The organism is Gilliamella sp. Nev3-1, assembly GCF_001690435.1.
GTDB lineage: Bacteria > Pseudomonadota > Gammaproteobacteria > Enterobacterales > Orbaceae > Gilliamella > Gilliamella apicola_C.
Genome location: NZ_LZHN01000059.1, coordinates 146,048 through 166,668 on the forward strand (window position 1 = coordinate 146,048; position 20,621 = coordinate 166,668).

Genomic DNA, 20,621 nt, shown 5'->3' on the forward strand with positions numbered 1-20,621 from the left:
TATGAATTTATCTTTAATTACCGCCATCAAATTTCGAAAAGGGCGCCGTAAAAGTGGCATGGTGTCATTAATATCTATCATTTCAACATTAAGTATTGCTATTGGTATAGCGGCATTAATCATTGGGTTAAGTGCCATGAACGGCTTTGAACGAGAACTACATAACCGCGTATTATCTGTTGTGCCTCATGGTCAATTGTATCTTGATTCTGGCAATTTAGAGAATTGGCGCCATGTACAGCAAGAGCTTACAGAAAATAAAAATATTGTATCAGCCGTTCCATTTGTTAGTTTTACTGGGCTTATTGAAAACGGTAGTAAACTTGGTGCTGTTGAAGTACAAGGGCTTGATCCTGAGCAAGAACAGCAAATTAGTGCATTACCTAACTATGTGCTCAATCATAAATGGCAAGAATTTAAGGCAGATAATCAACAAGTTATTATTGGTTCTGGTTTAGCAAAATCTTTAGCGGTAAAAGAGGGGGCTTGGGTTTCTTTATTAATTCCTGTATCAGCAAGTGGATCAACTCAACTTAAACCGCCTAAGCGAGTTCGCTTACAGGTTATTGGTATTTTGGATTTAAGTGGTAGTTTAAGTAATAACGTTGCTCTATTGCCTTTAGTTGATGCGCAAAAACTACTCAATATAGGTGACAGTGTCACTGGGATAATGATTAATGTCAATGATGTATACCGAGCTAATCAAATTATAGGCCAAGCTGCATTGAGCTTAGATGACACCTTATCATTTAATAGCTGGGAAAATTCATTTGGTTTTATGTATCGCGATATTCAAATGATACGACAAATTATGTATCTGGCAATGATTGTGGTCATCGGTGTTGCTTGTTTTAATATTGTATCAACGTTAGTTATTGCTGTTAAAGACAAACAACGTGACATCGCCATATTGAAAACACTAGGTGCAACTAATCGATTAATCAAACATATTTTTATTTGGTATGGGGTAATTTCTGGATTAATTGGTAGTTTAATTGGTGTTATTTTAGGTGTGATATTGTCATGGCAACTTTCCAACATTATGGGGTTCTTTGAATCATTAATGGGGCATAAAATTTTAAACAGTAATATCTATTTTATCGATTTTTTACCATCTGAAATTCACTTCTTTGATGTGGCGATAGTGTTTATAACTGCTATGTTACTTAGCTTAATTGCTAGCTACTATCCTGCTAAACGAGCTTGTAAAATTGAGCCAGCCCGAATCTTAAATAGCTTTTAACAGTTAGCTTAAATAAAACGCTGTTTGATTGGTTATCATCAGCGTTTTTTTATTATTAATTATAGATATAATAGCCATTAGGTAAGGCATAATGCATATATACTATATATATTGCCAATGCAGTAGTCATCAATAATAGGCTAATAATAAGTAACGCTAGCTTACTTGGATATTTAAAAATTTTAAGACACAATGAAATTAGCCCACCAAGAACAAATCCAGTACAAGCACCACCGATATGTGCCATATTATCAATTGAAGGCAATAATCCTAATCCAGCAGTTAAAATTAAACTTAGTAGCATTGCCTTGATTGGCATTTCTTGTATATTGGTTTTAAACACTAAGCTATAGGCTAATAATGCAGTAATAACACCTAAAATAGCACCTGATGCACCACAACTAATTACATTATGGTGAATTGTGGCAATATCGCTTGATAAGCTTCCTACTAAACCAGAGAAAAAATAAATACCAATAAAAGCAATGCGAGGTATACGCTGTTCTAAAATTGGTCCAATACTCCATAATGCCAGCATGTTCATGGCTAAGTGAGTAAAACCTACGTGCATAAATAAATTGGTAAACATACGCCAATATTGACCAGAAAAAGTCAGTTCTGCCACATCGGCTCCCCAATCAATTAAAAAATGATTTTCATACAAGGTTGAAAAACCTCGGCTATCAAGCAATCTAAATGCAAAAAAGCAAAAAATGTTTACAACAACCAAGGTTGAAGTGATTTTAGATTGATTTGCGTAATATTTAAGGTCATTTAAAGCGCTCATCAAAAAATCCTTTTAAATCGTTTTGTATCATTAAATGGTATATTAATAATAAATGGTATATTAACAATGTGCAGGCTTAATTTAGTCGTTTACCTAATATCAGCAAATCACACTGAACATTATCAAGTTCAGCAATTTTGGGAAGAAAGCCCCATTGTTCATATTGCATTTTTTTAAATAAATTAACGCTAGGTAAATTATGCCCAAAAACGTAGCTAAAAATTGCCTCAATTCCAGTTTTTTTGGCAAATTTTTCAATTTCAGCTACCATAAATTGACCAATTTTTTTACCACGAAAATCTTGATGAAGATATAAGCTAATCTCAACAGTTTTATAAAATGCAGGACGACCATAAAACGAAGATAAACTAATCCAACCACATGGTTGATCTTGGTATTTTATTAGCCAAATTGGGCGATTATGTGGATTATGTTGGTGAAACCAGTCTAATCGACTCTCAACAGAAACCGGCTCCGTGTCGGCAGTGACTTGCCTGCCGGCAATTGTTGAATTATAAACATTAACAATAAAAGGCAAATCGGTTAATGTGGCATCTTGATAAGTAATCATAGCATTTGTTGTAAGTGATTAAAGTAATTTTATTGTAGTTTTATTATTTGTTTTAGGCAATAAAAGATATTTTTTCAACAAAGAAGATAAAAGCCTATCGTTTGTTATTTTATCAAATAATATTAGGATAATATTGTTTAATAATACTGGATGCTGACCAAATGGGTTGTTATCATCCTACCAAAATCCTTGCCAACCTTTTTTTTAATAATAAATTAAAGTAAATAAAAACAAATAGTTAATGTAGTGTCTAATAAAAGGTTTTTTGAAGATAAAAATCTTATTTGCCTTTTATTAAACAACGTTTATAGTATATTCGATTCTAGTTTACCGCCGTTTACCGCCGTATAGGCGGTTTAGAAAGCAATAGCTGAAAACGAAAACTCAAAACCAACGTTTACTGCCGTGCAGGCGGTTTAGAAAATTAACCCTAATTATTGGCTTTTTTATGTAAAGTTTACCGTCGTGTAGGCGGGTGTGTTTATAATGACAGTAAAAATCTATTGGGAATTTAAAGGACAATTAGCTATAGATTTTTATTGATTAACATGAGTAATCAACCATTAATTAACTGCAATAAATTAGCTACTAGATAAGGACAGCCTTTAGGGATTTTATATAAAATCCCTTATTTAATTTAGCATTTATCAACAAAGTAACGCATAATGCGATTATCATTAGTTAGTTCGGGGTGAAAGGCGCAAACTAGGATATTATTTTGTTCTGCCATAATACAATGCTGTTGGACAAATGCGAGTTGCTGAACAGCTTTTCCTGCTTTGGCAATATAGGGGGCTCGAATAAATACAGCGGGTATTTGTAGACCAACAACTGCTATATCTAAGGTTGTTTCAAAGCTGTTAACTTGGCGTCCAAATCCATTTCTTTCAACACTTATATCGATTAAATTTAATAACTCTACTTCGTTATGTGTTGTGGTTTTACCGCAAAGCACAAGCCCAGCACAAGTGCCAAAAACACCTTTGCCTTGTTTAGCAAATTGTTGAATGGGTGTTAAAAGCCCATTTTGTTTGATTAAACGGCTGATTGTTGTGGATTCTCCACCTGGGATAATTAAACCATCTAACCTTGCTAATTGTTCAGTTTTCTGAACTAAAGACGTTTGTACATTGTTGATACTACTTAACATTATCATATGCTCACTTACCGCACCTTGTAAATTAAGCACACCAATATGCTTGATACTTGGTTTTGATGAATACATTATTACCAACCCCGATCTTGCATTCTTTCAGATTGAGTCAGTGTGCTAATTTCAATGCCTTTCATTGCTTCGCCTAAACCTTTTGAAAGCTGAGCTAAGCGTGGATAATCGTCAAAATAAGTCGTGGCTTGTACAATGGCTTTGGCAAATTTTTCAGGGTTTTGTGATTTAAAAATCCCAGATCCAACAAAAATACCATCGGCACCAAGTTGCATCATTAATGCCGCATCGGCGGGGGTTGCTATGCCGCCTGCGGCAAAATTAACAACGGGTAATTTTCCTTGCTGTTTGATTTGTAAAACCAGTTCGTAAGGTGCATTTATTTCTTTGGAAAAGGCCATTAATTCATCTTTTGATTTACTGACCACTAGGCGGATTTGCTCATTGACTTTACGCATGTGGCGCACAGCTTCAACAATGTTACCCGTGCCGGGTTCACCTTTGGTGCGTAGCATTGATGCACCTTCGCCAATTCGGCGTAGTGCTTCACCCAAATCACGGCATCCACAAACAAATGGCACGGTAAATTCATCTTTAAGTAAGTGGTACTGTTCATCGGCAGGGGTTAATACCTCGCTTTCATCAATATAATCAACGCCCATCGATTCTAGAATACGGGCTTCAATAATATGACCAATTCGAGCTTTAGCCATAACAGGTATACTCACATTTTTCATCACTTGCTCAACAATGGTTGGATCAGCCATTCTGGCTACGCCACCAGCCGAGCGGATATCCGACGGTACTCGCTCTAACGCCATCACTGCAACTGCGCCAGCTTGTTCGGCAATTTTGGCTTGTTCTGCATTAACAACATCCATAATTACACCGCCTTTTTGCATTTGTGCCATGCCTCGTTTAACGGTTTGTGTGCCTGTTACTTGGTTCATCTTTTACTCCTTTTTAGGTTTATAATGGCAATATTGTTTAACGTAATTAGTGTGGCGTATTATTCAAAAATAAAGCACAATAAAAAACAGCCAATTGGACTATAATAAAACCATCCAATTTTGGGCAAATTTGCTGTAACAAAAATAATTAAAAAACGGGCTAAACCATTAAAGCGGAGTAATAATGTGGGATAAACAAAAACTGGTACCATTTACTGGAGCGCTTTTTAAAAAGGTGACGCAGCTAATAGAACACTATATTGAACAGGGCGTGTTGATCGCAGGTGAAAGGCTACCTTCAGAACGTGATCTGGCAAAAAAATTATGTGTTAATCGCTCAACTGTGGTTCATGCGCTGGAGTTGTTAACAGAACGGGGTGTGCTGATCCGCCGTCAAGGGAGTGGCACCTATGTTAATAAGCAAAAATGGGGCGTGCAAGCTTATTCATCGATTAATTGGCGTTTACCTGCACATTTTTATCATAATAAACAATCATTTTATCAGCAAAAAGTAGCACAAATTCGCGAACAACAATTGTGTATTTGTGATCTGGCTAATGGTGATTTACCAACATATTTAATCCCCAAGCTCCAGTTGCCAAATATTTCGTTAAATGAATTAATTATGCACGAAAAAAACAGTGATATGTTGCAATTAGGTTTGCCATCGCTTAAAGCACAAATTGCACTTTATATGCAAAGCCAGTTTGCTATGCAAGTTGATATTAATGAAATTTTAATTACATCAGGTACGCAACAATCATTATTTCTTATTACACAGGGCTTACTTAAACCTGGCGATGCAGTTGGTATAGAGTCTCCTTCTTATTTTTACTCATTACCTTTGTTTCAAGCAGCGGGATTACGTTTATATGGTATTGAATGCGATAATGAAGGCATAACGCTTGATAGCCTATCAAATTGTGTACGGCAACATCAAATAAAATGGTTATTTTTAAATCCTATTTTTCAAAATCCAACAGGGTTTGTTATGAGCAATGAGCGAAAGTTGGCAATATTGGCATTTTGCCGACTACAATGTATCGGGATTGTTGAAGATGATGCTTATAGCCGTCTAGCATTTACTCCTGATTTAGCTGTAACGCCAATTAAAAAGTATGATCAGCATAACCAAGTTATCTATTTAGGGTCGTTATCAAAATATATTGGGCGTAATATTCGTGTCGGGTGGATGTTAGCTCCGCATAATATTATCGAAAATTTAGCCAAAATTCGTCACCATATTGATTCAGGTTTAAGTATATTGCCACAATTATTAGCTCAAGAATATTTACAACGTTATCATGCCTCACACCAACAACAATTACGTCAAGCGCTACAAATCAAAGCTGAACAGTTAATGCAGTGGTTAGATAGCTATTTTGGTGGTGACATTACTTATCAAGCGCCGTTGGGTGGTTTTCATCTGTATGCACATTTGCCCGTGAGCACGGTGGCGCAAGAATCAACCTTGCTTAATCAATTGCTGTCAAAAGGGATAATTGTATCGCAAGGTGCCGATTTTGGTGACGAACTTGGCACCATTAGGTTAAGCTTTGGTCATTTTGATCAGCAACTGAATATGGACAAATAAAATAGATTAGCTTTTTATTTTGTCAGATAGCATTTTCGTTGCACTCAGTAAATATTGAACAAACTCGTTGATTCTTTCACTTGGCATTTGAAATCGAACCCCTGATGTGCTAATTGCGGCAATGACTTTGCCACTTTTATCATAAACTGGTGCAGCTAAGCAGGTCACTTCATCAAAGTCTTCGGCGTTATCAAATGCCCAACCTTGTTCGCGTATTTTTTTAAGTTCCTTTTTGTATGCCGTTTTTGTGGTAATTGTGTTTTGTGTTTTAATCACTAAGTTTTCGTTTGGATATAACTCATCAATACGCTGTTCTGGTTCCCATGCTAAAAGTGCTTTACCAAGAGCAGAGCTATGCAATGAAAGCTTGCGACCTAGCCAGCTTTTGACCTGAATTGCGCTAGGGCTTTCGACTTTGGCTAAATAAATCGCTGAGTTGCCGTCTAATATGCCTAAATGGCAAGCAAGTTGTGTTTTATCTCGCAAAAATGAAAGAGGCTCAATGGCTAGCTCTTTTATATTAAATTGTTCAATTGCTTTATTGCCAAATTCATAAAAAGCAAGTCCTAAAAAGTATTTTCCTTCATTTTGCCTTAATAAGCTATTAGTAATCAAACTGGCAAGTAATGTTGATTTACTTTAGTGGTTATTTTTTAATCGATTCATAGAAGTATTAAATAATCAAAATATTAAAGAGTTATCAACAAGCTTATTCAATACTTATTAAATCCAACAGTGAATAATATTTTAAGTTAGTTTTGGCATTATTAGTTAAGCCTGTGATGAAGGTTTGCTTCAAAATTTGTTCTGACGATTAAACTTAATTTGCTTGTTTTATTTTGGTGTATAATCCTATAATTTATTGTTATTATTGATAAAATTGATATTTATCTTCATTAGCTTTTCGATATGAGATATATTCAGATGAGTGGAAATTACCAATCAATAATTATTCCTTAAGCATAATTAAATCATTTAGCCAATTATTAAAATTAGTTTCATCTTATTATTTATTATTAAATTGTGTTATAAATAATTGAAGGTGTTTTGTAACTTAATGATTAAATAAAAATCCTTGGCAAAGAATGTTAACTAAATAATTCAAATTTAGTTAATGAATTGTTTTATGTCGATCTTCTTAGGGTTACTGAATCTTAGCGGGTTGTTTACTGATAATGCCCTAAATGGTTATAATTAATACATAATTTAATAATTAATAAATGATATTAGGAGGCAGTTTTGCATCTTTCACCAAAAGCTTTTCGTGTTTTAGGGATTGTTGCTACATTTGCATCATTAGGGATGTATGTTTCTTATATTCCTCAAATCATTGATAATTTACATGGGCTTAAATCAAATCCTACTCAGCCATTAGCAGCTGCGATTAACTGCTCACTTTGGGTTTGCTATGGTTTATTAAGAGAAAAAAAAGACTGGCCAATTGCAATTGCTAATTCGCCGGGTGTGTTTTTTGGCTTAATGGCTTTTTTTACCGCTCTATAAATAAGGTAAAGATAAGTAAGGTAAAGCCATTGAACGGTAATTAATTATAGGGTTATTGCTGTTTTGTGGGAATTTTGTTTTCAATGATAATGCAAGGCCTTTTGAATCAGGTTGAAAAAGTAAGCTTTTTTAAGCTAAATAAAATCATAACTAGAGAAGTTTAATATTTGATCTATTTAAAAACTATTTAATAATCAATAGGTTTTTTAGTTATCAACAGGTTTGTTAAACTGTTATCAAACTTTACTGTGAATAAGTTGTGTTAGCAGATTTGTTGGATATTTAATTATGGCGCAATGTTATTTGTAGTTGTAATTCAAAAAGTAAAGGTAAATTTTCCAATCATTTTCTATTGCAGATGGTAGTTAAATTACATATAAAAGGGAAAAAAATGAAAAAATTAATCGGCATGTTTTTACTTGGTTTACCGATGTTGGCGGCGGCATCAAATTGTGATGAAATTAGCCGTAACATTGCCGAAAAAATCAAAAATAATGGCGTAGATCCGTCACTGTTTCAGCTGAAATTAGAATCGGTTGATAAGTCAGAACAGCAAATTGAAGGTAAAATTGTGGGATCATGTGATCGTGGTCAGCAACATATTATTTATGTTCGTTTATATAGCACTACAACCACGTCACAAACACCGTCAACTAATGCAAAAGATGAGCCTACACAAAGTGATGAGGACAACTTAACACAGCCTTCAACAATTAATCCAACAGAACAAAATGCTCAACCGATTCCCCAAGATAATCAATTAGCACCAGTACAGAATTAATTATCAGTAGTTAGTCACAGTCTTGAGTCAAAAAATAGGGCGTAGTGCCCTATATTTTTATGGCATGGTTATAGTAAATGGTTGTAATTTACTTTGGTATCATCGCTCCATACACTTGCTTGTACTTGGCCAATGTGTTTTTGCTGTAAAAGTAGCATTGTTAGTCGTGATTGACCAATACCGCCACCAATTGTTTGTAATAAATCCCCATTGATTAAAGCTTTATGCCAAGCAAATTGCAAGCGATCTTCGTCATTAGTCAACTTTAATTGGCGTTTTAATGTTTCAGGATCGACACGAATACCCATTGATGAAATTTCAAAGGCACTATTTAATACCGAATTCCACACTAAAATATCGCCATTCAAACCTTTAGAGCCTAAATCGTTATTGCTACTCCAATCATCATAATCAGGAGCACGCACATCGTGTCTTTCATTATTTGAGAGCTTACCGCCAATACCAATTAAAAATACAGCGCCAAGCTCTTTGGAGATTGCGTTTTCTCGTTCTTTAGGTGGTAAATTTGGATAGCGCTTTAAAAGTTGTTCGCTATCGATAAAAGTGATTGATTCGGGTAAAAAGCGTGAAAGATGATATTGTTGAGATACCGCTTTCTCAGTCGCTTTAATAGCGGCATAAATATTATCGACAGTTTGTTTTAAATAAGTTAAATTGCGATCTTCAGGGCGAATGACTTTTTCCCAATCCCACTGATCAACATAAACGGAATGAATTGGCGAAAGCTGATCTTCGTCAGGGCGCAATGCTTTCATATTTGCATAAATTCCCTCGCCAGCTTCGAATTGGTGATCACTTAAAATCTTACGTTTCCATTTTGCAAGTGAGTGTATAACTTCATATTGTGCATTAGGAATTGCTTTTACCTTAACTTGTACTGCGTGCTCAGTCCCTGACAAATTATCTTGAATACCATCGCCCACTTTACTTAATAACGGGGCTTGCACTTCAATAAGTGATAAACGCTCGGCAAGCTGATTGGCAAAAAATTGCTTAACAAAGCTAATTCTCTGCTGTTGCTCTTTAAATGATATCGTCATGTTTACACTCTAGTTATTTAGTTTTTGGTGTATGAGTAAGGTAAACTAGATGAGTACATTTTGCAAGATGTAGATAGAGTATTAAAACAAGGTTTTATACGTATTCAGTTTTATGGTTTTTGATAATTTAGCGCATTGCTAAAATAGAGAAATTTATAAAAATAATTATGATCACACAAAAACAATTGATTTTTTTAACGTTATTTTTCTTTACGCTTCTTAACAAAAATTTTATTGTGAAACATAATTCATTTCTTTATACTTTGTCGAAAAATCGGAAGCATTTGTAATAAAACAAATAAGTAAAAGGATAAAAGGATAAAAGGATAAAAGGATAAAAGGATAAAAGGATAAAAGGATAAAAGGATAAAAGGATAAATGGATGATAACATGTTAAAATACAATTGTTTACATCAAGTTGGCCAACCAATAAATTATGGCTTATTTGGCGTTAAGAACGGGAAGCGATATCTCGGTTATAATAATCTAATAACAAGGGAATGTTATAAGTTCCATTTTAAAAAATCAAAATTTTTATTTGCACCATTAAATTCTCTGTTTATTGGCATCTGTTTGCCACTAACAATGAGCATCAATACAGCGAGCGCTTTAAATGTGACAACAGTTAATGCGATCAATGGTAATGCGCCGTATTTAACATTTGATAATGGAATAACTAAAGTAAATGATACTAGCTCATTATTAGGAATAACGTTATCTGATGGAACAATCATCAAAGCGGATGACGACAACTCCAGCGAAAGTCACCCGATAGAGTTACCTAATGCAAATGATACATATTCAGATATCCAAACAGCAGTACCATTTCCTAGTGAAGGTAATAATAATTATCCAGTAATTAATATCAATAATTTGATTAATGAGCCGTATAACTATTTTGGCGATGATGATGGTGATGGTAACGCGACCGCCATGGGAAATGTGAAAGTAAAATGGGAAAGCAAAAATGCCCGCAATAGCTATGAAGATATTACATCAATAGTCAAAAATGGTTCAAATGCAATACTAAGCATCTGTAATCCCCTCTATAAACTAACTATAAGTTCAACAGATGGCTACTTACAGACCGAATATGGTGTGCCTAATACTACTAATTTCGCAGGTGGAAGCCATACATATTATATCAAGCCTAATAAAAAAACCGCATCGGTTTGTTATGCTCAACCTAGTTTAGTGATAGATGGGACCTCTGGTAGGGTGGCGTACATGGGGTTTAGTGATTATTACGATTTAGATTGGGATGGAATGACGTGGGTAGCTAATAAAGGGTATAGAGTATTCAGCGCCTCAAATAGTGGAAATTATGAAGGAGATTCAAGTATAACTTGGAATAACTTTCCAAGCACTGGCTCACATGGATTGTTTTTTTATTTATTATTTAAAAATATAACGCCTGCTCAGGTATTAGCTGCTAATGGCAATACAGTAAGAGCAGAAGAGGACAGTAATGTAAGTTTAGCCCTTAGTGCGGAAAACACTCCTCGTTGGGCATTCCATTTTAGCATGGGGGGCTTAAAGCCTAGTAGCGTAGGTGATGTGGAACCAGGTTTGAAGATAACGCTAAAAGGTCCTAGGTATAACTCAGGGAATAAGAGTTTTAGCCCGGTTACCTTTAAGTTGTACGCCGACAGTGGAAAAACAAAATTATTATATGAATTTAGACTAATGCGTTGGTATATAGTGCAGCCAGGAATTAATTATAAAGGAACAAACATCGGAGCAGATGCGCAAGCACAAGTGAGAAATTATTGCCAAAGTTTAGGTAGCGGCTATCGCTTACCAGATGTTAATGATTATACGAACGCAAACACAAAATATTATGGGTGGGAAGGGGGCATTCCTGGTAGACCTTTGAATAGTTGGGAAAATGGTGTTTATCGTCGCCAATTAAGCTATCAGGAGACTGGAACGAAATGGCAAGGGGGAATATTTAGTGAATGGGGGTGTATGGCCCCAGCTAGTAGTAGTGTAGACCCTAATGAGCCGTATAATTGTACTGGTTATTCAGGAAGTGATTGGGATATATATGCTGGGTATTGGAGTGGCAATAGTGGTTATTATGATTTAGGGTTAACGGTTAGTGCAAATGAAGGCAATGCTTATCGATATAATTTTTACCGACAATCTGCGGTTAGCCGAGCCGTTTGTGTAGCTCCATAATGAAATAGTTGTAGACTCAATCAGGCAAGATCATACCCATTCTACATAGTAGGCTGGGTATGATCTTGCTGAGTTCAAAAAATAAGTGAATAATTGTAATGGTTTTTACTTAATTTGATATTTAATTTATTTTATAACCAAAAAAGCGTGCTAGAAATAAATCAAATAGCAAAACCCAGATTATGGGCGATCTAGCGTTGCTAATCAATTCTGTGAACAAGGAATATTAGCTTCAGGTTGTGGCGATTATATTATTATTTAGAAAGTTTTAAAAAATATTTAACCGCCAGCATCCAAGTTATTTATGCGTATAAGATATCTATTATGTTGGATGTATTATAGGGAATAGGTAAAATATACCAATAAACGTTCACTGATACCTAATCAAGGCTAGGTTTTGCCAAAGTTTATACCCAAAAATAATTTAATTGCGACAGGTATGCTTGATGATAAGTGCTTCCTTTCTTTGATATTGAACAAATGCCACTATTACGCATATGAATGAGCGACCGAATAATGCGCATAAAGAAAGCTATGCTCATGAATTTTATTTTTAACCTTGAATATATTGCTCACACCCAAACCAAAGCTTATAGTCACAAACGAATAGAATTTGTGAACGATTGCATAAGACGATAGAAATTGAAAGTTACGATGTGGTGTTCAGACATAAGACTTATATTGAATTATCTGAAATTCAACAAGATATTGAACAAGAGCTGGAATTTTAAAATAAAGAAAGAACGTATTCAGGCAAGTATTTTTATGGCAAAACGCCGTGGCAAATTTTGCTAGGTACAAAAGGTGTTAGTTAAGGAAAAGCAACTGGACAATTTATTTTACTCATCGGCTCCTCATTTTGTTAAAATGTATATTCGATGAATATTTAGTGTCTGTTAGATTAAGTTTGAGCTACTACAATCAATAAAAAAACCGTTCTTAAATAAACGGTTTTTTATTGATTGATACTAACTTAGTGCTTATTAAGCTTTGTATTTTCTCATTACAATTGAGGCATTAGTGCCACCAAAACCAAAACTATTTGACATGACTGTTGTGAGTTCACGTTCAGTTGGTTCGGTAATAATATTCATACCAATAGCAGCTTCATCAAGTTCATCAATGTTGATACTTGGAGTAATAAAGCCATGTTCTAACATTAATAATGAATAGATAAGCTCTTGTGCGCCAGTGGCACTTAATGAGTGGCCTGTCATTGATTTGGTTGATGAAATAGCCGGAATGTTATCACCAAAAACTTGTTTGATTGCCCACAATTCTTTGACATCTCCAACTGGGGTTGATGTACCATGAGTATTGATATAATCAACAGGTACATCTAAGTCTTGAATAGCCAGTTGCATACAGCGCATTGCACCTTCGCCTGATGGTGCCACCATGTCATGACCATCTGATGTTGCACCATAGCCAACAAGTTCACCGTAAATATGAGCTCCACGCGCAAGAGCATGTTCTAGTTCTTCAACAACAACCATACCAGCACCGCCAGCAATAACAAAACCATCACGGTTTTTATCATAAGCGCGTGATGCCTTTTCTGGATTGTCGTTATATTTGGTTGATAAAGCGCCCATAGCGTCAAATTCGCAAGACATTTCCCAGCAAAGCTCTTCACCACCACCAGCAAAAACAATATCCTGTTTGCCAAGTTGAATGAGTTCAGCTGCATGACCAATACAGTGAACCGATGTTGCACAAGCTGATGTCATTGAATAGCTAACACCTTTAATTTTAAATGGAGTTGCTAAACAAGCCGAAATTGCTGATGACATTGATTTGGTTACTGCATAAGGACCAACTCCTCGTAATCCTTTTTCTTTCATGCCAGCAACGACATTGTATTGTGTCTTAGTTGAACCACCATAGCCCGCAATTAGACCAGTACGAGGGTTAGAAACTTGTTCAGGGGTTAATTTTGCATCTTCAATAGCTTGTTGCAAAGCAAGATAACCATAAATAGAAGCATCATTCATAAAACGAACAACTTTGCGATCAATCAATCCTGTAGTATCTAGTTTGACATTTCCGCATACATGGCTACGCATACCGCTATCTTTCATTTCTTGAGAAAAGGTAATACCGCTACGGCCAATTTTTAGTGATTCTAAAACTTCTTTAGTATTATTCCCAATACTTGAAAGAATTCCTAACCCTGTAATAACAACACGTTTCATTTACTATTTAGCTCCTAAGTTATATCTGGCTTCATACAAAAAAGTGCGTTGATTATAGCGTACAGTTGTAAGCTGAACAATACTTTGCCGAGTTTTTTATTTCTGTATCCTAATATCGCCTTAATTATTTATATAGGTAAAGCAATTACAATAAATTTACCGCTTAAAAAAATGATTAAAATAGTGAGTGATGACGGTTTTTGTTAGCAATATATACTTGCAAAACCTACTATGGCTACGATATACTGTATAAATAAACAGGCAAGTGTTGAGTTCAATATGACTGGAAAAATAATAACCAAACTGGAAATTTTAGCTGAATCGGCAAAATATGATATTTCTTGCTCGTCGAGTGGTGCATCAAGAAATAATAAAAATAAAGGCATAGGTAATGCATATAAATCTGGTATTTGCCATTCATTTACCGCTGATGGGCGATGTGTTTCTTTACTCAAAATTATGTTAACTAATTATTGCATGTTTGATTGCGCTTATTGCATTAACCGACAAAGTAACGATATTCCTAGAGCTGGTTTTACTCCGCGTGAATTGGCTAACCTCACCATTGAGTTTTATCGTCGTAATTATATTGAGGGTTTATTTATTAGTTCGGGCATAGTTAGAAGTCCCGATCATACCATGGAAAAAATGATTAGAGTGGTAAAAATTTTGCGCCATGAGCACGATTTTAATGGTTATATTCATATGAAGGCGATCCCTGGCGCAAGTAACGAGCTAATTAATCAAGCTGGCATGTTAGTTGATAGGATGAGTGTTAATTTGGAAATTCCAACCGAAGAAAATCTTAAATTATTAGCACCTGATAAAGATCACCAAAGTATCTATCAGCCTATGCGTCAAATTCATCAAAACCTATTAGAAAATATTGAAGATCGCAAAAAATTTCGTGCTACACCCAAATTTGTACCCGCCGGTCAAAGTACACAAGTTATTATTGGTGCAACAGATGAATCAGATAAACAGATATTACAATTAACGGCCAAACTTTACAAACGACCTAGTATGAAGCGGGTTTACTATTCGGGATTTATTCCTGTAAATGGTTACGATAAACGTTTACCTGTAGTGCAAGAGGTGCCAAGAGTACGTGAAAACCGTTTATATCAAGCGGACTGGTTACTGCGTTTTTATGATTTTAATGTTGATGAAATTGTTAACGATCAATACCCCGATCTTGATTTGACTGTCGATCCTAAGCTATCTTGGGCCATCCGCAACCCACAATGCTTTCCAGTTGATGTTAACCGTGATAGCTACCAAAAAATTTTGCGGGTGCCAGGTATTGGTATTAAATCGGCCAAGTTGATTGTGATGGCAAGGCGTCATCGAAAGCTTACTTTTGATGCGCTTAAGCGCATTGGCGTTGTTTTAAAGCGTGCACAATTTTTTATTGTTTGTCATGAAATGAGGAAATTTAAAGTGCTTGATTCATCGGCCGAGTATATCCGACTCTCTTTGCAAGATCCCCCTTTGTTAGAGGCAAAGCAAGATAATATTCCACAGCAACTAGTCATGGGATGGTAGAGTATGTTAGCATTCTATTACGATAAAAGCTTTGAAGGATTATTATGTGCGGTATTTGAGGCTTTTAAGCTCAAAAAAATGCCTGAATGTTTGTTAGCTACAGAGCAAGTAGAGCCACTATTAGTATCTGACACACATCATGTCGAATTTGATAATGCCAAATATGAGCGTGTTCGAAAGGCATTAATTAACAAACTTAGTAAAGTTGCTCTACGCCATTTAATGTATGTTTGGTTATCTGAACTGCCCGAAAGTGATTTAATCGTTTTTCGCTATATTTGCAAGGTATTTAAATCATCTCAATCAATCGAAACCGATTTTGCCGATCAAGATGTGCTGGCGGTACATGATATCGCTAAAAAAGTTAGTCGAGAACGGCATCGTGTGATCCAATTTGTACGTTTTAGTGCTATAAATAATCCTGTTAAAGATGTGTTTAATGATAAAGAAGATAAAATCTATTTTTCAATCATTGCTCCTATATATAACGTATTGCCGTTGGTACTAAAGTTTTTTAAAGATCGTTTTGCTGATCAAAAGTGGGCTATCTATGATGAAAAGCGCGAATATGGTTATATTTATAATTTACATAGCATTAAACCCGTTTCGCTGACTGATAAAAATGATTTGATTATTAACAGTCAAGTGAATAAAAATTATCTAGCTAGGGATGAAGCATTATTTCAAACCATGTGGTTACGTTATTGTAATGCGTTAACTATCAAAGAACGAATCAACCCAAAATTACAAAGGCAACAAATGCCAAGTCGATTTTGGCATTTGTTGCCAGAAATGAAACTCATGTTGAAATAAATTCTAAAACCAAAGGTCGCCAATAATTGACAGCCTTTAGTATAATTTAATAAAAATTATTGAGAATCAATATCGCTAATAAAATCATTAATAGATTCTTCGCGTTGTTGCTGCTTATTTTCGTCTACTTTACCACCAGAGGCTACAAAGTCATGACGTTGAAAGTAAGCATTGCGCATAAAGTTATAAGGGTCATCGCTATTCTTAATTAAATCTTCATATTCAATCGCAACTGCACGCGCTTCAATACCGTCAAATACACCACGTACTAACGCCCATTGCCAATCTAACCAAACAAGTGGAGGATAAAGGGTATCAACCACACTACCACCTTCGTTTCTTAACGTTGCGGAACCATAAAATGGCAATACAACATAAGGGCCATAAGGCAGATCGTAATGACCTAAAACATCACCAAAAGTTCGTTTTCCACCTTTTTGCAATTGTGGATCTGACATACTTGCAACATCCACCAAACCAGCAAAACCGAAAACCGTATTTAAGAAAAAGCGTGCTAAATGCGTTCCGGCTTTGTGAACATCGCCTTGTAATAAGTTGTTTGCCATTGATGCAGGTTCGGAAAGATTAGACGAAAAGTTAACTACACCTGTACGAATAGGTGATGGAACGTAATCCTTCCAAGCGACTGCAGCTGGACGTAAGACATAAGGATCAAGCGCATAGTAGTTAACATTAAACATGGTTTTGTTAAAGCCAGATAATGGGTCACTATAGGAATTTGTTTCAGGTTGATAAGTGGCACAACTGGTAAGCGCCATCACAGAAAACATCATACCAACTATTCGTTTTTTCATAGTATCTTTAATTAAATTTAATGAGGTTAAATATAGTTCAATTGTATCATGATTACTTAAAATAAAAAATTTTTCGTTATTTAAATGGCATTATCTTTGCAAATTTATTAGAATAAGCCACCTATGACCTCATAGTTAAATGGATATAACGAGCCCCTCCTAAGGGCTAGTTGCAGGTTCGATTCCTGCTGGGGTCAAAACCGCAAGCAAGATTAAAAACGATACTCTACGATTCAAGCCTTATTTCAACAGTATTTTTAATCGATTAACACGATTAGACACGATTCTAAACGATTGACAACGCAAATGCTTAAACGGTATATTTACGGTATATTTTAATATCGTAATCTAAAATACCGTAATATGTTAACTATAAAAGCCATTGAATCAGCTAAACCCAAAGAAAAACCGTACAAACTGCCAGACTTTGAAAGTTTATATTTATACATCACGCCCACAGGTACCAAATCTTGGCGTTACGATTATCAATTTAACGGTAAAAGAAAAACGTTAACAATAGGTAAATATCCATATATTAGTTTAGCTGATGCTCGAAATGAAAAGGAGCTGGCTCGGCAGATGCTTGCTCACGGTAAAGATCCTGCTGTCGAAAGGAAAAAAAAATCCTTACTCGCAAATATCGCCCAAGGGAACACGTTTAAAAAAATAACACTGGAATGGTTTGATACAAAAAAAAGAAATTGGTCCATTAATACCAGAGAGATGATTATTCGGTATTTTGAAAAAGATGTTTTTCCATTTATTGGTGACATGGACATTACGCAAATCAAGCCTCTTGAAATGCTAAGTTGTTTAAAACAAATAGAAAACAGAGGGGCATTGGAGATTGCAAAAAAAATGCGCCAACGATGTACCGAAGTTTTTCAATATGCAATTATTACAGAGAGAGCGGAAAACAATCCTGCACGTGAATTAGCTAAAGCCATGATCACGCATACGCCAGAAAATTATGCGTTCCTAATGGAGGACGATATGCGCGAGTTCATGAGAGCGCTACAATCGTATTCGGGTAATATTTTAGTTCGTTATGCTACAGAATTATTAATATTAACGGCTGTCAGAACCATGGAATTATTGAGTTGTAAATGGGAGTATGTTGATCTTGAGAAAAAATACATAATACTACCCAAAGAATCAATGAAAAAATCACGCGTTCACGTGGTTCCGCTATCTAATCAGGCTATTAATATTCTTAAATTTTTACAACCAATTACAGGGCGGGGAGAATATGTTTTTTCTGGTAGAAATAGCAGTTCAAAACACATGTCTAACGGCGCTATTTTGGGTTTAATAAAACGGTTGGGATTTGCTAATCGTGCAACTGGGCACGGATTTAGACATCAATTTTCTAGTGTGTTAAACGAGCATGGTTTTAATCGAGATTGGATAGAAAAACAGTTAAATCATGAGGAGGGCAGTGTGCGAGGTATTTACAACCACGCACAGTATTTGGAGGGACGTCGTGAGATGATGCAGTGGTATGCGGACTATATAGATAGCCTAACCGCATGATTGATATTCTTGTTCTTTTTGGGCAAGATAGGCGTTGATGGTAGACAATTTCCAGCGTGGGTGTCTACCTAAATACAAATCGGGCTTTGGGAATTTTTCCTTTGCCACCCATTTGTCTAGTGTCGTTTGATCTAGCTCGCCCAAATATGAGCAAACTTGCGCCTTGCTGTAGCGCGGATCTTCAATTGTTAGATTATTTAACATTATTTACTCCTATAATTTTCTCATCTCTCATCAATAAATAAACTACGTAATTGTCTGTATTTATTCATGTTTTAATCTTAAGCTATCAGCAAATGCTAGAATTTCAGCTTTATTGTTTTTGTGGCGGAAAATCACTACCGACAACTCCGATGTATGTTTCGTTATCAGCTTTTTTTACGGCTTCTTCAATAGCTTGCGCTTTAATTTCGTTGATATGTTTTTGTGATTTGCTGATTCTTGAATTCCAAGCCAAAATTGCTTTATTTTCAGTATCTTTTTCGCAACCTCTTGCATTACAATCATAGCAAACCACAGCGAAACAAATAGCATCTCTGAGATGCTCAGGAATATCTTCATTGAGTCTATAATCAATCTCATCAATGAATAAATATTCACTGCCGCAAAACGGGCAAGGTTTTAATTGTTTTGTCATAATTGTTCTCCTCATTTAACTGTTACTATCACGCCGTTTTTTATTACAGCGCGCAAACCAATACATTTAACGGGAAATAAACCATCCCCTAGTTTTGTATAAACTGGCAAAATCTCAGCAATTATTTGCTCGTGTATTTCGCTCAAATTTATTCCAAACATGCGCTCTAATATCCTAATTGTTGCATGTTCGCTAACTATTAGTTTATTATTACGTGATAGTTCATTTATCTTTGTTTGTACGTCGAGTATTTCATTTTTGATTGAGTTATAGCGATGCTGACAATCTGTTAATTCTGTTTTGACAACGCTTTGCTTCGCTTTTAATTTTTGTAATTGAGTTTGATATTTCTTTAGAGTATTACTATTCATAATTCGCCTAATTCCTCTACATAAATCAGTATATTACGTCAATGCTCAGCATTACATAACCATCCCTCAAATACTCAGCATCATCTAAAATGTGAGAGACAATAACGCTACATTGATTGCCAGTTCGATTACCTAGCTCATCAATCTCATGCAACTTTAGAATATCTCCGACTTTGTAATTTCGGTCGTTGTAGCGTATTTCAGCCTTTTTTATGTCTTTTACAACATCCATAAAATACTCTGATTTAATTTTTAGTTCGTGTGTAGTCATGATTATTTCCTTTTAATTACAGCTTTTACTGGTTCGACCATACAGTTATCAGCAAACACTTCTCCTTGACCGCTAATAAGATTGATTGCGCATCCGTTAGTTATTTCGTGTACACCTTTAGATGAGCATTTGAAAACAAACGACAGAATAATCGGGTCTAATTCAATCTTCATATAAAGCTCGTTATCAAACAAGAAAACATAACCATAGTCGATATGTTGAAATTCGATTTTGCCGTGGTTAAATACGGATTCATCAATTTGCATAATTATTCCCATAAAGTATCTACGCTAAATAATCAGCGCAGATAGTTGTAATAAATTAATAGAATAGAGGGGGTGCTCGGCAGCTATTAGTGATTAACCGCCAAGATAGTTGATTTAACTAATTGATTTAAAATGGGATGTTGTCATCAAATGTATCTTGATGCTGTGTTGTTGTTTGTTGCTGTTGTTTTTGTTGTGTCTGGCTAGCGTTATTATTGTCACGACTACCCAAAATTTGCAATGTACCACCTATTGGGTTGACTACAACTTCAGTTGTATAATGATCGTTACCTGATTGATCTTGCCATTTTCTTGTTTGTAATTGACCTTCAATATACA

The 20,621-nt window shown here is 35.3% G+C and carries 22 protein-coding genes and 1 tRNA gene; 9 read left to right on the forward strand and 14 right to left on the reverse strand.

The genetic code is table 11. The features are described from left to right. Position 1: 1 nt before the first annotated feature. Entirely contained in the window at positions 2-1,243 is a 1,242-nt protein-coding gene (gene lolE, locus A9G40_RS09090) for a lipoprotein-releasing ABC transporter permease subunit LolE (RefSeq protein WP_065582789.1), read from the forward strand. A 55-nt stretch (positions 1,244-1,298) separates the two neighbouring features. On the opposite strand, the gene A9G40_RS09095 is transcribed toward lolE, so the two are convergent. From A9G40_RS09095 to pdxS, 4 genes are all read right to left on the reverse strand, one after another. Beyond that, entirely contained in the window at positions 1,299-2,030 is a 732-nt protein-coding gene (locus tag A9G40_RS09095; RefSeq protein ID WP_065582790.1) for a rhomboid family intramembrane serine protease, read from the reverse strand. A 76-nt stretch (positions 2,031-2,106) separates the two neighbouring features. Then, a complete protein-coding gene (locus A9G40_RS09100) occupies positions 2,107-2,601 on the reverse strand; it encodes a GNAT family N-acetyltransferase (RefSeq protein WP_065582791.1) in 495 nt (164 codons plus the stop codon). 637 nt (positions 2,602-3,238) lie between these two features. Next, the gene (gene pdxT / locus A9G40_RS09105; protein WP_065582792.1) at positions 3,239-3,826 is read right to left on the reverse strand and encodes a pyridoxal 5'-phosphate synthase glutaminase subunit PdxT; all 588 of its coding nucleotides are present in this window, start codon (positions 3,824-3,826) and stop codon (positions 3,239-3,241) included. A gap of 2 nt (positions 3,827-3,828) precedes the next feature. Then, complete coding sequence (gene pdxS, locus A9G40_RS09110; protein ID WP_065582793.1) at positions 3,829-4,716, reverse strand: pyridoxal 5'-phosphate synthase lyase subunit PdxS; 888 nt, start codon at positions 4,714-4,716, stop codon at positions 3,829-3,831. Positions 4,717-4,900: 184 nt separating this feature from the next. Here pdxS and A9G40_RS09115 point away from each other — a divergent pair, with 184 nt between their 5' ends. After that, entirely contained in the window at positions 4,901-6,310 is a 1,410-nt protein-coding gene (locus tag A9G40_RS09115; protein ID WP_065582794.1) for an aminotransferase-like domain-containing protein, read from the forward strand. 6 nt (positions 6,311-6,316) lie between these two features. Here the strand turns inward: A9G40_RS09115 and A9G40_RS09120 are convergent, their stop codons facing one another. Then, a complete protein-coding gene (locus A9G40_RS09120) occupies positions 6,317-6,925 on the reverse strand; it encodes an IclR family transcriptional regulator (RefSeq protein ID WP_081302215.1) in 609 nt (202 codons plus the stop codon). 624 nt (positions 6,926-7,549) lie between these two features. Between A9G40_RS09120 and A9G40_RS09125 the strand changes: the two genes are divergently transcribed. After that, on the forward strand, positions 7,550-7,813 hold the full coding sequence (locus A9G40_RS09125; protein ID WP_081297764.1) for a SemiSWEET family transporter: 264 nt from the start codon (positions 7,550-7,552) through the stop codon (positions 7,811-7,813). 391 nt (positions 7,814-8,204) lie between these two features. Continuing rightward, positions 8,205-8,594: a DUF1161 domain-containing protein gene (locus tag A9G40_RS09130; protein WP_065582795.1), complete on the forward strand. Its 390-nt coding sequence runs from the start codon at positions 8,205-8,207 to the stop codon at positions 8,592-8,594. A gap of 68 nt (positions 8,595-8,662) precedes the next feature. Here the strand turns inward: A9G40_RS09130 and asnA are convergent, their stop codons facing one another. Beyond that, the gene (asnA, locus tag A9G40_RS09135; protein WP_065582796.1) at positions 8,663-9,655 is read right to left on the reverse strand and encodes an aspartate--ammonia ligase; all 993 of its coding nucleotides are present in this window, start codon (positions 9,653-9,655) and stop codon (positions 8,663-8,665) included. Positions 9,656-10,240: 585 nt separating this feature from the next. Between asnA and A9G40_RS09140 the strand changes: the two genes are divergently transcribed. After that, on the forward strand, positions 10,241-11,836 hold the full coding sequence (locus tag A9G40_RS09140) for a hypothetical protein (RefSeq protein ID WP_141675236.1): 1,596 nt from the start codon (positions 10,241-10,243) through the stop codon (positions 11,834-11,836). A 983-nt stretch (positions 11,837-12,819) separates the two neighbouring features. Here A9G40_RS09140 and fabB read toward each other — a convergent pair. Then, positions 12,820-14,031, reverse strand: coding sequence for a beta-ketoacyl-ACP synthase I (gene fabB, locus A9G40_RS09145; RefSeq protein ID WP_065582798.1), 1,212 nt, complete (start codon positions 14,029-14,031; stop codon positions 12,820-12,822). A gap of 279 nt (positions 14,032-14,310) precedes the next feature. Here fabB and A9G40_RS09150 point away from each other — a divergent pair, with 279 nt between their 5' ends. Next, positions 14,311-15,576 (forward strand): putative DNA modification/repair radical SAM protein, encoded by a 1,266-nt coding sequence (locus A9G40_RS09150; protein WP_065582799.1) that lies wholly within the window; start codon positions 14,311-14,313, stop codon positions 15,574-15,576. Positions 15,577-15,579: 3 nt separating this feature from the next. Next, complete coding sequence (locus A9G40_RS09155; protein ID WP_065582800.1) at positions 15,580-16,389, forward strand: TIGR03915 family putative DNA repair protein; 810 nt, start codon at positions 15,580-15,582, stop codon at positions 16,387-16,389. 56 nt (positions 16,390-16,445) lie between these two features. On the opposite strand, the gene A9G40_RS09160 is transcribed toward A9G40_RS09155, so the two are convergent. Continuing rightward, positions 16,446-17,204, reverse strand: a complete 759-nt coding sequence (locus A9G40_RS09160) for an MlaA family lipoprotein (protein ID WP_065582801.1) — start codon at positions 17,202-17,204, stop codon at positions 16,446-16,448. A gap of 125 nt (positions 17,205-17,329) precedes the next feature. Here A9G40_RS09160 and A9G40_RS09165 point away from each other — a divergent pair. After that, positions 17,330-17,401 (forward strand) — tRNA-Arg (locus A9G40_RS09165). Between the two features lie 166 nt (positions 17,402-17,567). Further along, complete coding sequence (locus A9G40_RS09170; RefSeq protein ID WP_065582802.1) at positions 17,568-18,737, forward strand: tyrosine-type recombinase/integrase; 1,170 nt, start codon at positions 17,568-17,570, stop codon at positions 18,735-18,737. Here the strand turns inward: A9G40_RS09170 and A9G40_RS09175 are convergent. The 6 genes from A9G40_RS09175 to A9G40_RS15885 all read right to left on the reverse strand — a co-directional run. After that, complete coding sequence (locus A9G40_RS09175; RefSeq protein ID WP_065568999.1) at positions 18,726-18,941, reverse strand: helix-turn-helix transcriptional regulator; 216 nt, start codon at positions 18,939-18,941, stop codon at positions 18,726-18,728. The genes A9G40_RS09170 and A9G40_RS09175 overlap by 12 nt on opposite strands. Before the next feature lie 109 nt (positions 18,942-19,050). Next, a complete protein-coding gene (locus tag A9G40_RS09180) occupies positions 19,051-19,374 on the reverse strand; it encodes a Lar family restriction alleviation protein (protein WP_065582803.1) in 324 nt (107 codons plus the stop codon). An 11-nt stretch (positions 19,375-19,385) separates the two neighbouring features. Continuing rightward, positions 19,386-19,745, reverse strand: a complete 360-nt coding sequence (locus tag A9G40_RS09185) for a hypothetical protein (RefSeq protein ID WP_065581716.1) — start codon at positions 19,743-19,745, stop codon at positions 19,386-19,388. Between the two features lie 25 nt (positions 19,746-19,770). Continuing rightward, positions 19,771-20,016 carry a DUF3850 domain-containing protein gene (locus A9G40_RS09190; protein WP_065581715.1) on the reverse strand — a complete coding sequence of 82 codons (246 nt, stop codon included), beginning with the start codon at positions 20,014-20,016 and terminating at the stop codon, positions 19,771-19,773. Between the two features lie 2 nt (positions 20,017-20,018). Next, a complete protein-coding gene (locus A9G40_RS09195) occupies positions 20,019-20,294 on the reverse strand; it encodes a hypothetical protein (protein WP_065609673.1) in 276 nt (91 codons plus the stop codon). A 115-nt stretch (positions 20,295-20,409) separates the two neighbouring features. Next, a partial coding sequence (locus A9G40_RS15885; RefSeq protein ID WP_141675237.1) for a single-stranded DNA-binding protein occupies positions 20,410-20,621 on the reverse strand: 212 nt, incomplete at its 5' end.